Here is a 15483-nt window from a genome sequence, read left to right as displayed (position 1 = left end):
CTTTGTTATTCCATCTTAACGTGACTGTCTCAAATAACTGTTTACTTTACAAACATAAGTCAAATATTACGCTGTCGTAATATAGAAAATCAATTTGTAACAATTGGCACAATAGCTGTCTTTTTTCACAAACTTCCTGTCAAAAAATATCCAAACCACTGATTTATCAGTGGTTACAGCTGTAACATATGTTTCAATGCGTGTCATTTCTCAAGCAGATCGGACCTAATCCGCTTTTAATGCCCAAAAATTATTACAAAACATTTGCTTATTGTAAACATAAATAAAAAAACCTTACCGAATTTATCGGTAAGGTTAAGATGCATTCAATTCCGTAAGCGGGCGACGGGAATCGGACCCGCGACATGACCTTGGGAAGGTCGCATTTTACCACTAAACTACGCCCGCATGCTGGTCTGTTCGACCGGACTGCATGTTTCATTCTACTCCTAAATTGTGATCGCTACAATAGCCAAATAGAAAAAATGTACAAATTTGTGCGAAAAAAAACTCCCTCAGCAATCATTGAGGGAGCCTGTGCATTATTTTTACTTATTTGCTGCCGGTTACTTTGAATTTCGTTCCGGATAATGCTTCATTGAAAGTCACTTCGGAAATGTCTTGGTTCGTCTTGACTGTTGCTTTCTTTCCTTCCAGATCAACTGTTACCTCTTCCACACCTGCAATCGCAGAGAATTTCTCTTTGACTGTCGCTACGCAGCCATCGCATTTCATTCCTTCAAGCATCAATTCTTTTTCCATCATCGTTTCCTCTTTTCTCTATATATGATATTCCCTTACCGTTTTGAGACGGAGGGTTTGAATCCTTTCAGACGTAATGCATTCAATACAACCGACACCGAGCTGAAACTCATCGCTGCTCCGGCGATCATCGGATTCAGCAAGGGACCTCCGAAGACGTGCAGGATTCCCATTGCGACAGGAATGCCCAGGACATTATAGGCGAATGCCCAGAACAGATTCTCCTTGATGTTTTTGATGGTCGCTTTGCTGAGTTCAACAGCTGTGGCTACTGCCATCAGGTCGCTCTTCATCAGCACGATGTCCGCCGATTCAATGGCGACGTCCGTCCCCGATCCGATGGCGATGCCTATGTCGGCTTGGGCCAAGGCCGGTGCATCATTGACGCCGTCTCCGACCATGGCGACCTTGCGGCCGCCCTGTTGCAGCTTCTTGACTTCTTCCGCTTTGTCTTCAGGCAATACTTCACTCAAGACACGGTCAATGCCGACTTGTTTGGCGATGGCTTGTGCCGTACGCTTATTGTCGCCTGTTATCATCGCGATTTCGATACCCATACCACGCAGTTTCTTGATTGCGGCCGCACTGCTTGCTTTCACAGTATCGGCAACGGCGATGATGCCGGCCAATTCCCCATCCATTGCGATGTACATCGGTGTCTTGCCTTGTTCCGCCAGCGTGTGGGAGGTTTCGGCAAATGAACCGAGTCCGATTGCATGGTTCAGCATCAATTTTTCATTTCCCAACAGAAGCTCTTTCCCATCGATTGTGACAGCAATACCGAAGCCCGGCAGCGCATTGAAGGCGGATGGTTTCAACAAAGACAGCTCTTTCTCCTCGGCATCGCGAACGATGGCTTCTCCAAGTGGATGCTCCGACCCTTTTTCAGCCGATGCAGCCAGCAGCAACAATTCATCTGGATCCAGCCCTTCACGGACCAGAACATCCGTCACTTTCGGTTTTCCTTCGGTGATCGTCCCCGTCTTATCGAAAACGATTGTCTGGATTTTATGGGTCACTTCCAGAGCCGTCCCGCTTTTGATCAGCACACCGTTTTCGGCACCCTTGCCGGTACCCACCATGATGGCGGTCGGTGTCGCCAAGCCCAAAGCGCAAGGACAAGCGATTACTAATACCGAAATCGTTATGGTCAGTGCAAAAATCCAGGATTCTTGTCCCAGGAAGTACCAAGCCAGCCCGGCCAGAACAGCGAGCACGATGACGATCGGAACAAAATAGCCCGAAATCGTATCAGCCAGTTTTGCGATCGGCGCTTTTGAACCTTGGGCATCTTCCACCAACTTGATGATCTGCGCAAGGGCCGTATCTTTCCCGACTTTTTCGGCACGGTATTGGATCGTTCCGTTTTTATTGATGCTGCCGCCAATGATCACATCACCCGCTTTTTTCTCCACCGGCATGCTCTCACCTGTCAGCATCGATTCATCGACGGATGTCAGGCCTTCCGTCACTTTCCCATCGACAGCCATTTTCTCGCCTGGGCGGACAACCAAAATGTCCCCTACCATGACAGCATCCAGTTTAATCTCCTGCTCATTGCCATCACGGATGACGCGGGCTGTCTTAGGAGCCAAGCCCATCAGTTTTTTGATGGCCTCCGATGTCTTGCCTTTTGAAACGGCCTCGAAGTACTTCCCGAGCGTGATCAGCGTCAATATGACAGCTGCCGATTCGTAGTACAAGTTCATGACAAGTTCGTTGTTCCCTCCGATTGCCGCAAATGTGCCATATAGACTATACAGAAAGGCAGTACTGGTCCCCAATGCCACCAGCGAGTCCATATTCGGGTGGCCTTTGAACAAGGACTTGAATCCTACTGTAAAAAATTTCGTCCCCAGCACCATCACTGGAATCGTCAGCACAAGCTGCGTGAGCGCGAACGTGACAGGATACATATTCGGATGGAGGCTCATCGGCAACGGCAAGCCCAGCATGTGGCCCATCGCGAGATACAGAAGCGGAAGCGTGAATACTGCCGAGAGCCAAAAACGTCTCCACATATTTCTGATGTGCTTTTCTTTTTTCGCTTGGTTTTGGTCGCTTTCTTCTATAGTAGCACTCTCTTCGATAGCCTTGTAGCCGGCTTCGGCCACGACTTTTTCGATATCCCCCGCATGAAGAACGGTCGGATCGTAAGAGACGACCATTTTTTCGGTAGCCAAGTTCACGGATGCATCAGAGACGCCATTGACGGCTCTAGTGACTTTTTCCACGGTTTGGGAACACGAAGCACAACTCATGCCTTCGATCAGAAATGTCTTTTCCTTTTTGTTTGCCACCATAACGTAGCCCGCTGCATCGACGGCATTCTTCAGAATTTCTTCTGAAAAATGGCTTTCATCGACAGCAACCGTCAGCTTCTCGGTCGCCAAGTTGACGGTCGCTTCCTTAACGCCTGCAACTTTTGCGGCCGCTTTTTCCACGGCCTGTGAGCACGATGCACAACTCATGCCTTCTATATCATAACTTTTATTTTCCATTGGGCAATTCCTCCTTATGTACGCAACCGGTTTGTTTGCAGTTGCATTGTCCTGGCGTGCACATGCACTTCACTTCGTCGACTGCCATCCGTTTTTTGGCGTCGATCACTTTTTCCAAAAGGGCAACATCAGCATGGCTCAGTGTCGCTCTTTCGATCAGTTCGGCTATCGTGCTGCCGACTTTTTTCGTGCAGACATGCGCTAAAAGGTCTTCGGTAGCGCCGCCAACGCTTTCCTGTTCGGATACGTTTGCGCTGTAGATGAATTTATTGCCGATTGGTTCCGTCGCCAACAAACCTTTGTCGACGAGTCTTCCGATCAACGTTTTGACGGTGGCTTGTTTCCAATCCATTTTTTCCTGCAAAACCGAAATGATCTCTCGGCTGGTCGCTTTCCCGTTTGTCCAGACAACCCGCATCACTTCCCATTCAGCGTCGGTTATCTTCTTCTGTGTCGAATCGGTCATTTTTTTCATCCTTTCGTTGTTGGTTCTTGCTTCTGAAGTAAGTTTACATCTGTAGACGTTTTGTGTCAAATGATTTTAACCAAAAACAAAAAACAGCAACTTACCGCTGATCGGTGAGCCTGCTGTTTTGCTCTCAATTTATTTTGTTTTTACTATAGTAGGTCGTCAGGACCGTTGCTCTCTTTCGCGCTTGCGCACGCGCCGGCGGTATAAGGTCGGCGCCATGCCTTCCTTTTCCTTGAATTTGCGGGAAAATTCCGCCGCTGAGGACATCCCGACCAGTTCCGCTATCTGCTTGATGAAGCGTCCCGAATGAATCAGCAAATAGCGCGCTTGATCCATCCGGACACGATCCAAATAATCCATCAACGAAACGCCATAGATTCGGATGAAGATCTGCTGCAGTTCCGACGAGGGTCCATGACAGGCTTCGGCAATACGATTCACGCTCAAGGGATTTGGATAATGGCTGTGGATAAAGCGTTCGGCCTGACCAGCCCATTCCAGATCCGTAACGGCCAGGCCGTTAGGTTTGCATCTGCGGCAAGGTCTATAGCCATGCGCCTCGGCAGCCTCGGCTGAAATAAAAATGCAGACATGGTTGAATTTCGGAAGCCGGGAAGGACAGGACGGCTTGCAGTACAATTGCGTATTCCTGTCCGCGTAAAAGAATTCTCCATCAAAACGCTGATCCCGTTCGTTGATTGCTTGCCATTGCTCCACATTCACTGCTTGTTCTGCCCTATCCGCCGCCATCGTCTGGTTCCATCCTCTTCAACTGTCGTTTAAATCCATTTCTTAATTATAGTATATAAACCAAGAATATACTTCAGTCCGTCGCGAAAAATTTATGCCTTCTCGCCAAAAAAACAGCAGCTGCACCGACCGGCACTGCTGCTGTTTGATGACAACCTGAACGATCAGTCACTTATACGATATTGCTTCCTACAAAAGTCAATTCGGCCTCTTCGCCGCGGACTTCCAATAGCGCTTTTTCGATGATGGCCATGACCTGCTCTTCGTCACCGCTGTTATTGACGATGTCGTACGTATCGATGTTGATTTTGATTTTTGGACTTTGATCGTACTCCTGATACCATTGCTCATAATTTTTGAAAAGCAATTCATAGTAGGCCAATAACTCGGCATCGTCCTCAATCTGCTCAAATTCACGACCGCGCTTGCGGATGTGATCCAAAATCGTATCGAATGAACCATCCAGATAGATCAGCAAATCCGGCGCTTTTTTGGGCATTCCTTCCAGTTCTTCCATCATGTTGGCCAACAGGTCGTTGTAGATATCCATCTCTTCTTGGGAGATGTTGCCTTGCAGATGGTTGACCCGCGTAAACAGAGCGTCCTCATAAATGGAACGATCCAAGACATTATTGTCATCGGTCAAAGCAGCCTTGATGCTGCGGAAACGCGTATTCAAGAAATATATTTGAAGACTGAAGGCCCATTTTTGTGGATTATCATAAAATTTGTCCAAGATTGGATTGTAATCGACGCTTTCGAAAAAGGCCTCCGTCCCCAATCTTCTTGAAATCATTTCAGTGTAGGTCGACTTTCCAGCACCTATCATTCCGGCCATTACAAGCACGCTCAATCATATCCCTTCCTTTGGTGTTATCTGATTATTTCCGTATTTTTTCCAACTTCCGGTCCGCTAGTTCGCGGAACAACATTTAGTATCATACCATGCCTGTAAAACGAGATATAGTGTTTTTTTGATTAGAAAATCCTTTTTTGGCGTAAATTAAGCCCCGATTTCCCTGCTTCCGAAAACACTGGTCAAAAGCATCAAAATCCACTATTCTAGAGGAAAGGAGTGTCGCCCATGAGTTTGAACCATCGCACCATCAAAATCGCTTTTGCCACAGTCATCGCCATTCTGATTGCGCAATTTTTCCAGTTGAATTATTCCGTTGCAGCCGGGGTCATCGCGATCCTCAGCGTGCTGGACACCAAAAAATCCTCCGTTCTGACGGCACTGCAGCGGATTGCCTCCACGGTGCTGGCATTGACAATCGCGACGATCCTGTTCCGCCTCTTCGGCTTTCACATCGTCGTATTTGGCGTCTACCTGTTGTTTTACGTACCTTTGGCCTACCGTTTCAATCTTCAATCCGGCATCGCGCCTTGTTCGGTGCTTGTGACGCATCTGTTGCTGGAAAAGCAGACAAGCTTTCCTTGGCTACTGAACGAACTCGCCCTGATGATGATCGGCGCCGGCGTGGCTATTTTATTCAATCTGTATATGCCCTCCAAAGCGAGCCAGATCATTTTGCTTCGGGAACAAGTGGAGACGCAAATGAAGGAAGTGCTGCACAGTTTCAGCGTCGCCCTTCGCGAGGGGGAGGACCGCAATCAAAGCCGGTTATTGGACGAATTGGATGATCAATTGGAAAAATACAGGCAGGTCGTTTATGCCGAATTCGACAATCAGTTGCTGGACCAATCGACCTATAATATCCGCTACTTCGATATGCGCAGCGAGCAGGTCACCATCCTGAAATATATGGCCACAAACCTCGGCTTGTGCGCGCTGCCGACAAGCGAAAATAAGATTTTGGCTGGCCTGTTCTTCCTGACTGCAGCCCAACTGCATGAGCAGAACACCGGGATTTATCTGATGGAGGACATCGATTCATTGCTGCAATCATTCCGCGAAAGCGAGTTGCCGGCCACCCGTGCGGAGTTCGAAAACCGTGCCATCCTGTTCCAGTTGCTGAACGACTTCAGACGCTTCATCCAGACGAAAAAAATGTTCTACGAAGAGTACGCAGAAGAAATAATTACAAAAAAATGAATTTTCCATGAGAAAAAATTTGACACTTACTAATCGTGTTGTTATTATGTATATAAATTCAAACAACCTCACGGTGAAAAGAAGAGTACGGATAACGGAAATGCACAGAGAACCTCGGCAGCTGAGAAGAGGACAGGAAAGTCATCCAGAAAATGGTCTTAGAGTGATTGGTTTGCGAACGCCTTAGGGCCTCAGCAAACCACGTCCGCATACGTTACAATGCCGCAGTATAACAAGACAGAACGGTCGTCTTGCGTACTGACTGAGGGGGTATGCGCGAGCATACCCTGAACCAAGGTGGTATCACGATGAGCAATCATACGTCCTTGCACAGCAATGTGCGGGGGCGTATTTTTTTACTGTACAATATCGTTTGACAAAAAAATAAAAATTGAAAGAAGGAAACTAACATGACAACAGCACAAAAGACAACAACGTTACCATTCAGAGCCGACCAGGTAGGGAGCTTTTTACGCACAGAACCATTGAAGGAAGCACGCTTGAAATTTGCAGCCGGCGAAATCGACGCAGCCGCTTTGGACCAAGTGGAAACGAAAGAAATCACGAAATTGGTCAAAGATCAAAAGGAAAACGGCTTGAAAGGTTTCACTGACGGCGAATTCCGTCGCTCTTGGTGGCATATCGATTTCATCGAAAACCTGAACGGATTTGAAGGCTATGTACCGGAACACGGCTATGACTTCGGGGATGTGGAAGTCCGCAAGTACGCCTTCCGTAACGTCGGCAAAATCTCCTTCAATCCGAACCACCCTTTCCTGGCTGCTTTCAAATCATTGAACGAAATCGTCGGTGACCAAGGCGTGGCGAAATTCACGATCCCTAGCCCGAACGAAGTTTTCTATCCAGGCTACCGCAACGAAGAGATCTATCCTTCGGTTGAAGCGTACCAAGCGGACGTGCAACAAGCCTACATCGACGCTGTCCAAGCTTTCTACGACCTGGGCTGTCGTTATCTGCAATTGGACGATGTGCACTGGGGCTTCCTTTGCAACTTTGCGAATGATTCGGAAGAGTATAAAGCTTCCAAACGCGTTGCTGCTGAGAATGTTCAAGCCATCATCGAAGCAAAACCTGCTGATCTTATCTTAACGACACATGTCTGTCGCGGCAATTACAAATCCCACCACTCATTGGAAGGCGCATATGATCCGATCGCAGAAGAATTGTTTGGACAAACAAGCTTTGACGGTTACTTCCTGGAGTATGATACCGATCGTTCCGGCGGCTTCGAGCCACTTGCTTTCTTCAAAGGCAAAGGCCGTATCGTATTAGGCCTGGTCACTTCGAAGACAGCTGAATTGGAAGACAAAGAAGAAATCAAAGCCCGCATCAAAGAAGCCAGCAAATACGTTCCTTTGGATCAATTGGCGTTGAGCCCGCAATGCGGATTCGCCTCCACCGAAGAAGGCAACTTGCTGACGGAAGAAGAACAATGGGCTAAAGTACGCCACGTTGTGGAAATCGCCAAAGAAGTTTGGCCCGAAGACTAATCATTATATGTAGGCGAAAACGCACAATCAGCCGATTGTGCGTTTTTTTGGTGCGATTCAGTCTAGGAGGGCGGAAGCGCCAGCTGGCTGTCGAAGGCAGGCCGCCTCAACTCCGGTTAGGCGTTGCTCGCCGGAGTTGCGGACCTCCTTCCGGCTGGCTGCGCAGCTTTATTCCTCTTCGTCCTCATCCCTGCTGTCGATGTGTTTCCAACATTCTGTAGTCGATTGGATTATTCCGCAGCATCCCATTAGCGATGGCGATGACTTCCGGACCGGCACCTACTTTAAAAACAAGCTGGGGTTCTATCGGGAAGTTCACCTGGATATCCGCCTGCTTCGTCATTTGGCGATCCATCTGCCGGATCAAGATATCCAAACTTTGGATCGCGACATTGAACGGCGATTCCAGTTGCCGGTCGACCGCATCATAGATCATCGATACGGACATCAACACGCTGAAGAGCGAACGATCAAAAAGAGGAATAGGCAAATTCATCATCACCCCGCCATCAACCAACTGTCTACCGTCGATTTCCGCAGTAGAAAAGACCAGCGGAAATGCACAGGATGCTGCCACGGCCTTTCCCAATTCGATATCCTCCGGGTAGATGAGCCAATCTCCGGTCAGACTCGTGAAAAATTCCGGTTTGTTGGTGAAAACAATCAACTCGCTTGTATGGATGTCGACGGTCGTTATTGCGACAGGCAACCGGCAGTCGGAAAGCATCCGGCAGCCGATTTTTTCAAACAATTGACACGCCATCTGCTGCAGACTCTGCAATTCAACGAAGCCGTTATTGTGTTCGCGCACATGCTGAAAGAGCAGATAGGCAGGCCTGCTGAAAACGCCGCGATCCGCAAATTCCCGTTCCTCTTCCAATAAGGTTTCCTCGATCTCGGATGCCGTTAGTCCGCAGGCCACCAAAGCAGCTACGACCGCCCCCATCGAGGTGCCTGCGACGGCGTCGATTTTGACGTGATGCTTCTCGAGATCATGAAGGACGGCAAGCTGCGCAAAGGACTTCAGGCCGCCTCCAGCCAGGCTGAGACCAAACAAACCCTTCCTTTTTTCTGCTTTTACCGGCAGTTCCATATGAGTTCCCTTCCTTCGCATTCTCTCACTGTTATTATCCTATATTTTATCGAAATCCACAAAAAGGAAGGATGTTAAAGGAATGACAGCTCTGGTGAAAATGTCTTCCCCCTGATTTGGAGGAAAATATTCAGGGGGCTTCTCCGGCCAGATTACCGATCTCCGGATTTGAAGCACCCATCCTCTTCCGGCAATCCGACTAAGCCTCATCTGGCCGGAGAACGAGTGCCCCCCTTAGTTCCCAAGTACTCTGTTACAACGCAAAAAAGCGACCACCCCAGCCGACCGCTTTTTGCCACCTCTAGAGGCCATTCTCTTGCACTCATTGAATGTGCTCTAAATATTTTATATTTATGAATATCCCAATTAACTGATTTTCTGGGGTATTCATCTTCAGGAAATCGCCACGCTTTAGGTGTTCCCCAGAATTTATTTAATCATCTCTCAGTATCGTTGAACTCCGAATCCAGAATTAGTATGTCCACTCTTCTATTCTGGGCGCGGCCTTCGGAAGTATTGTTATCTCCTGTCGGGCGATATTCGCCATATCCAACTGCAGATACTTTTGTCGGATCGATACCGGATTGATCGATGATCGCTTTTGCAACATTGCTTGCGCGCATTACCGAAAGATCCCAGTTCGAATCAAATTTCTCATTCTTCATGGGTATGTTATCTGTATAGCCTTCCACCCTTATATAACTCTGTTCTAAGAAAGGTTGATTTAATACTTTTGCTACTTCCACAAGACTGGGAATCTGTTCTGTTTTAATCTCTGCTTCACCGCTTTCGAAGAACATCGAGCCATTAAAACTTACGACCAATCCTCTTGTTTCAATCGAGGTTGTGATATCATCCGATAATGAATTTTCGGCTATGTATTCATCAATCAGTTCCTTGACTTGCTCTTGTTTTTCGCCTTCCGATAACGTCGCGCCTTCTTCATTTTCCCTTGTCTGCGAATTCGCCTGCTCTGCATGTTGCCCCGATGATATTTCGTCTCCTATATCGACTGGTTTTTCTCCGCCATTGTCTTCAAATATCGCGCCGAACTCAGCGCTGATGGAATGCTTCAACTTTGACGAATCGCCTTGATCCATTCGGCTCATAGCATACATGACAACAAAAAAAATCATTAATAAAGTGATGAAATCTGCATAAGAAAGAAGCCATCTTTCGCTGTTATCGTGTTCATCTTCTTTCTTCTTGCGTCTACTCATGTAGCACTCACCACTTCTTTAGCAACAGCCACATTTGAGCCACTTTTCTCGTCTTTTTCATCGCCATTCAGAAAACCCATTAATTTTTCTTGAATAGTTTTAGGGCTCACTCTTTTTTCTAATAATAAAACGCCTTCCAATATTAATTCTTTTTCTAAGAGCTCTTTTTGATTATTTATTTTCAATCGGTTACCCATTGGCAGAAAAATAAGGTTTGCACTTGCTAATCCGTATAACGTTGCAAGGAAAGCTGATGCAATGCTTTTTCCTAAACTCGACATATCTGCTTCAGCCAATCCTTCAAGTACATGCACCAGTCCCAAAACGGTACCCACAATCCCCATGGTAGGTGCTGTCCCGCCTGCAGAATTAAAAATCGCGGCCCCAATTTTATGTCTTTCTTCTATGCGATCGATTTCATTACCAAGCGAATCGCTTATCGATTCATATGATTCTCCATCAACCAGCGATTGAATCCCTTTTTTCAAAAAAGGATCGGCATCCTGATTCAGTGATACCTCGGATTCTAAACTCAATAGGCCGTCTTTCTTACTTTTGACCGATAATTCATAAAAATATGCGACCAGTTGGTGTAAATCCCTGTGCTCATACAATAATCCTGATTTCATAATACGCCCAATTTTTTTTAAATCGCTCATCGGAAAAGCGAGCATGGAACTTCCTATTGTACCACCAAAAACAATCAGAGCAGGTGTCCATGATATCAATGCACCAACGTGTCCGCCTTCTCCTAAAAAACCAATAATTAACGCACCAAAGCTTACCACCAATGCAATTATGACACCCATTGAATTTTTACCTCCGTTATATTATATCGCATAGTCATACGATACCATTGTCGGTATTTCAGCTGAATTATTAAGCTTTTTTGCAATAATAACTGGATTTTTTTCTGATAAATAAGCAGTTTGGTGGAGCCTAACAGCTCTGACATCTTAATCCGTCAAACCCGACAAATAGAAATACATACGCTAAAGAAGAACACTTCTCTCATATGTAACGAGGAGAAGTGCTCTTCTTTTGCCTATACAGCAATGTTAGTGACGCCCTTAGTTATATCATCGTTAGGTTTACTCGAATCCTAAGATAAAGATCCCAACCATGATCATCGCGATGACTGCGTATTGTTTTGCGGTCAGTTTTTCTTTCAAAAAGATCCGCGAAAGGATGACAGAAACCATACTATAGGAAGAAATCAGCGGCGCAACGATGACTGCATTTGCGCTGATCGCAAAAACATAGAAAAACTGCCCTAATGTTTCAAAGATCGCTGCCAAACCGCGGTCTTTCTGATCGCGCAAGGCAAAGGTTTCCTTCTTGATCAAGATAAGATAGATCCAAGCCACAACAGCTACGATCAACCAAGTCAATTCATAGGAAATGTTCGCTTGCATTTCATCCATTCCTCGGTCGAAGACCCACGCATCCGCGAATGTCCCAAGGGAATCGATCAATGCATAACCCAGAGGGAACAACAAAGCAATCGCGCCGTATTTGTACTTACGATCCACCATTGCCTTGTTCTCTTTCCGTTCCGCCTCGGCAAACCGCTGTTCGAATACCGACAGTAAGATGACGCCGATCGTGATCAAGCCTACCGCAAAAAACTGCAAACCGGTCATCGATTGCCCCAGAAAAATGAAAGTCAGCAAGCCCGATATCGCGCCGGACGAGTTCTGTACAGGTGAAGAAATCGATAATTCCAGAAAACGCAATCCGGCATAACCGACCGCCATCGATAAGATGTACAACGCCGAAACCGGCAGATAGGTGATCATGTTGCTCGGATCGTAGACCACGCCCGAAGTCAGCATGACATAGACCGCATGGATACCCATGACCGCACCAACCATGATGACGATCTTCAGATAACTGTATCTATCTTTCGGATTGCTTCCCTTTTTATAAAACAAATCCGCTGTGCCCCAAGCCAAAACGGAAACTATCGCAAATAAAAACCACATGCTCCATCCATCCTTTATAAAATAATTTTCAAAACTTACTTACTAATTATACTAAAAGGATGGAGGCCGCAATAAAAATAACGCAATGTTAACAATATATCAACAGAATTATCATGAGCGATCCTCAACATAGTCGCTTACGATAGATAATTGACGCGTGTTCCTGTACCCGCAAAACGGAATCGGCAACGGAACATCATCCCATCAGCTGCCGCTCCTAAGGTCAGTCGCGCACTCTTTTGCCCAAATAGACGAGGTCGCGTTCGATGCCGTCGAGCTCGGCTACTCTTGGTAAATATCCCCATTGTTCAAAGCCAAATTTTTTCATCAACCCGATGCTTGGTGCATTGTGGCCGAAGATGAGGCAGACCAAATTGGTGATATCCAACTCGTCGCAAGCAGCCAATACTGTTTCCATGATCTGCGTGCCCATTTTTTTACCGCGGTAGTCTTCATGGATATAGATGCTCAATTCCGCCGTCTTGTCGTAGGCAGCGCGCTCGTGGAAAGCCTGAAAGCTCACCCAAGCACAGATTTTCCCATCCTCTTCAAAAACCCAGATTGGTCTGTAGCTGGGCGAATGGTCCAGGAACCAGCCCATTTTTTGTTTGACGGTCACCGGTTCCAGATCGGCCGTCACCATCCGGCTGGGGATCGTCTGGTTGTAGATGGCGACGATATCTTCCACATCGTCTAAAGTTGCGTTTCTATGTGTAAAGGTCATTTGTTTATTCCTCCAAAAATCAAAAATTCACAGCCCGACTTCTCGAAGGACTATATGCTATTTTACCAGTTTGTCCGAGCGATATGCCATCTAATTTTAAAAGAGCTGTCAAATAGGCTTTGCCCATTGCATTTTCTGCAGAATTGCCACAGTTTTTCGTAATCTTCCCAATGAAAATCGGTTATACTGGATACAAGAATGGGGTGGATTAAATTATGAATGAAGAGATATATATTGCAGAAGATGAAGATGGCATCCGTTTGACGGTGAAGACGTTTCTGGAGAGCGAGGGCTATGTGGTCTCCGACTTTCCCAATGGCGACCTGCTCTACGATGCTTTCCTGAACAAACAACCGGACCTGGTCATCCTGGATGTGATGATGCCGGGATCGAGCGGCTTCGAAATCACCAAAAAAATCCGCGATGCGAGTTCGGTGCCGATCATCATCCTGACCGCAAAAGACAGTGACATGGATTATGCGACGGGCATCAACTTGGGCAGCGATGATTATTTCACAAAACCGTTCAGTGCCATCGCCCTGAATATGCGCGTGAAGGCGATGCTGCGCCGCATCAAGATGGATCAGGAACGCCTGCCGGTCCGTCAGGAAGAAGCGACACTCCGGATCGGTGATATCGAAATCGATCTGGCCGCTATGTCCGTCAAACAGAATGGTGCATTGCTCAACCTGACACCGAATGAATACAATGTGTTCGTTTATCTTATAGAAAACAAAAACCGCGCCGTTTCCAGGGATGAACTTTTGGATTCGATTTGGGGCTACGGCAAGGACATCGAGACGCGGGCCTGCGACGATACGGTCAGGCGACTGCGCAAAAAACTGGCCGGTTCCACAGTCGAGATTGAGACTGTTTGGGGATTCGGCTTCACCGTGAAGGAGTCGTCTACAGGATGAAGACATCAAAAAAAAGTTTGAAGATCCGGCTTCTGACGACCGTCACCTTATTGTTGGCGGCTGTCTTTGCCTTCATTTATCTGGTGTTCAATTTTTTCTTCACCCAATACATCGAAAAGACGGCGGACTCCCTACTTGCCGAAGCGAGACAAAATTACATCGAGCGCCCCTTCGATGGGGACAAAAAGTTGGACCCGGAACCCGCTGCATCGGATGGGACGATGGTGGATGAGCCCCGGGAAAAAAATCCTGAACCGCATACGGCTTTCGCTTCCAGTGTCCAAAAGACGATCATTTCCGAAGATTTTGAAATACTGTTCCCGCAGATTCAGGATACGGGATTCAGTGAGGATGATGCTTTGACGAATTTCGTTTCCGGACTGGAAAGCTCCGATATCAGGCTGGCATTGACAGCCGATGGGAATTTGGAATTGGAGGATAATCTTTACTATTATTCCATCGCTCCCAACGCTGAGGAGGAAGGGACCTATGCGGTATTCTTCCTGAATATGTCCGATCTGTTCGTCTTCGAGCAGAACCTGAATCAGATCCTTTTGATCATCATGCTGATTGGACTGGTGACCATCGCCACCATCACCTATCTGCTCGTTTCACGAATCACGAAACCGTTGCAGACGCTAGCCTTGTTCGCGAAAGAAATTGGCGAAGGAAACTACCAGACGATTGATGAGGAATTCGTCGATCTGGAGCTTCATGAACTGAAGACGACCATGAACGAGACCACCAAAAAACTCAAGCTGTACGACGCCGATCAGCGCACGTTCTTCCAGAACGCTTCCCATGAACTGCGGACTCCATTACAGATCATCAAGACAAATGCAGAAGGCATCGAAGTCGGCATCATAGATGACAAAAAAGGCGCCATCGCAATCAAGAACGAGACCGACAAACTGGGTACGCTTGTAGAGGATATCCTCTACCTGTCGCGATTGGAGACCCGTTCATCGGATCGATTGACCAGCACAAATGACATTCGTGAGACCTTGGGATATACCGCGGAACGCTACGCCAGCGTCAGCGATCAGAAAAATCTGCAGATGCAATTCGACTTCCAGAAAGCCCCTGTCCTGTTCCACTATGACGAACGGGATTTTGAGCGGGCCTTCCAGAATCTCATCTCTAACGCCCTTCGTTACGCAACAAGCGTCATCCGCTTGGGCTGCAAGGAGATAGACAACAGGATCATGATCACAATCTACAATGATGGCGAACCGATTTCCAAGACAGATCTGCCGCATATTTTCGACCGCTTCTACAAAGGAAATAAAGGCGTGCACGGCATTGGGCTCTCCATCGTCCAATCGATCGTGCAGACCTATGGTGGACGCATTGAAGTCATGTCCTCCGCAAAAGGAACAACTTTCACGATCATCCTGCCGCAACAAAACAAATCTAATTAATAGAATATAAGAACACGGACCGAAACGCTGCCCGCCCCCATAGGCCAGCGTTTCGGTCCTTTTTTGTGTTG

The 15483-nt window shown here is 47.0% G+C and carries 14 protein-coding genes and 1 tRNA gene; 4 read left to right on the top strand and 11 right to left on the bottom strand.

Going from position 1 to position 15483, the window contains the following annotated elements; genetic code table 11:
• Nucleotides 1–337: 337 nt before the first annotated feature.
• The 6 genes from C7R56_RS02610 to C7R56_RS02585 form a co-directional block, all read right to left on the bottom strand.
• A tRNA-Gly gene (locus C7R56_RS02610) sits at nucleotides 338–408 on the bottom strand.
• A gap of 144 nt (nucleotides 409–552) precedes the next feature.
• Complete coding sequence (locus C7R56_RS02605; protein WP_327229069.1) at nucleotides 553–765, bottom strand: heavy-metal-associated domain-containing protein; 213 nt, start codon at nucleotides 763–765, stop codon at nucleotides 553–555.
• A gap of 32 nt (nucleotides 766–797) precedes the next feature.
• Nucleotides 798–3263, bottom strand: a complete 2466-nt coding sequence (locus tag C7R56_RS02600; RefSeq protein WP_107995027.1) for a heavy metal translocating P-type ATPase — start codon at nucleotides 3261–3263, stop codon at nucleotides 798–800.
• Nucleotides 3253–3729 carry a CopY/TcrY family copper transport repressor gene (locus tag C7R56_RS02595; protein ID WP_107995026.1) on the bottom strand — a complete coding sequence of 159 codons (477 nt, stop codon included), beginning with the start codon at nucleotides 3727–3729 and terminating at the stop codon, nucleotides 3253–3255. Before C7R56_RS02595 ends, C7R56_RS02600 begins: the two co-directional genes overlap by 11 nt.
• 165 nt (nucleotides 3730–3894) lie before the next feature.
• Nucleotides 3895–4485, bottom strand: a complete 591-nt coding sequence (locus C7R56_RS02590) for an Ada metal-binding domain-containing protein (RefSeq protein ID WP_107995025.1) — start codon at nucleotides 4483–4485, stop codon at nucleotides 3895–3897.
• A gap of 172 nt (nucleotides 4486–4657) precedes the next feature.
• Nucleotides 4658–5332 (bottom strand): deoxynucleoside kinase, encoded by a 675-nt coding sequence (locus tag C7R56_RS02585; protein ID WP_234402558.1) that lies wholly within the window; start codon nucleotides 5330–5332, stop codon nucleotides 4658–4660.
• 237 nt (nucleotides 5333–5569) lie between these two features.
• Here C7R56_RS02585 and C7R56_RS02580 point away from each other — a divergent pair, with 237 nt between their 5' ends.
• The gene (locus tag C7R56_RS02580; RefSeq protein WP_107995024.1) at nucleotides 5570–6541 is read left to right on the top strand and encodes an aromatic acid exporter family protein; all 972 of its coding nucleotides are present in this window, start codon (nucleotides 5570–5572) and stop codon (nucleotides 6539–6541) included.
• 410 nt (nucleotides 6542–6951) lie between these two features.
• Nucleotides 6952–8052 (top strand): 5-methyltetrahydropteroyltriglutamate--homocysteine S-methyltransferase, encoded by a 1101-nt coding sequence (locus tag C7R56_RS02575; protein WP_107995023.1) that lies wholly within the window; start codon nucleotides 6952–6954, stop codon nucleotides 8050–8052.
• Between the two features lie 184 nt (nucleotides 8053–8236).
• On the opposite strand, the gene C7R56_RS02570 is transcribed toward C7R56_RS02575, so the two are convergent.
• The 5 genes from C7R56_RS02570 to C7R56_RS02550 form a co-directional block, all read right to left on the bottom strand.
• Entirely contained in the window at nucleotides 8237–9145 is a 909-nt protein-coding gene (locus C7R56_RS02570) for a patatin-like phospholipase family protein (protein ID WP_159072131.1), read from the bottom strand.
• A gap of 437 nt (nucleotides 9146–9582) precedes the next feature.
• A complete protein-coding gene (locus C7R56_RS02565) occupies nucleotides 9583–10365 on the bottom strand; it encodes an OmpA family protein (RefSeq protein ID WP_107995021.1) in 783 nt (260 codons plus the stop codon).
• Nucleotides 10362–11174, bottom strand: coding sequence for a motility protein A (locus tag C7R56_RS02560; protein WP_107995020.1), 813 nt, complete (start codon nucleotides 11172–11174; stop codon nucleotides 10362–10364). The genes C7R56_RS02565 and C7R56_RS02560 overlap by 4 nt, the downstream gene beginning before the upstream one ends.
• A 282-nt stretch (nucleotides 11175–11456) precedes the next feature.
• Nucleotides 11457–12350 (bottom strand): EamA family transporter, encoded by an 894-nt coding sequence (locus tag C7R56_RS02555; protein ID WP_107995019.1) that lies wholly within the window; start codon nucleotides 12348–12350, stop codon nucleotides 11457–11459.
• A 223-nt stretch (nucleotides 12351–12573) separates the two neighbouring features.
• Complete coding sequence (locus C7R56_RS02550) at nucleotides 12574–13074, bottom strand: GNAT family N-acetyltransferase (RefSeq protein WP_107995018.1); 501 nt, start codon at nucleotides 13072–13074, stop codon at nucleotides 12574–12576.
• A gap of 215 nt (nucleotides 13075–13289) precedes the next feature.
• Here C7R56_RS02550 and C7R56_RS02545 point away from each other — a divergent pair, with 215 nt between their 5' ends.
• The gene (locus tag C7R56_RS02545) at nucleotides 13290–13991 is read left to right on the top strand and encodes a response regulator transcription factor (protein ID WP_107995017.1); all 702 of its coding nucleotides are present in this window, start codon (nucleotides 13290–13292) and stop codon (nucleotides 13989–13991) included.
• Nucleotides 13988–15412, top strand: a complete 1425-nt coding sequence (locus C7R56_RS02540) for a sensor histidine kinase (protein ID WP_107995016.1) — start codon at nucleotides 13988–13990, stop codon at nucleotides 15410–15412. The genes C7R56_RS02545 and C7R56_RS02540 overlap by 4 nt, the downstream gene beginning before the upstream one ends.
• The last annotated feature ends 71 nt before the right edge of the window (nucleotides 15413–15483 follow it).

Origin of the sequence: Trichococcus paludicola (genome assembly GCF_003052295.1) — a bacterium.
GTDB lineage: Bacteria > Bacillota > Bacilli > Lactobacillales > Aerococcaceae > Trichococcus > Trichococcus paludicola.
Note: the sequence above shows the minus strand (reverse complement) of the source record. Positions and strands in the feature narration are given on the sequence as shown.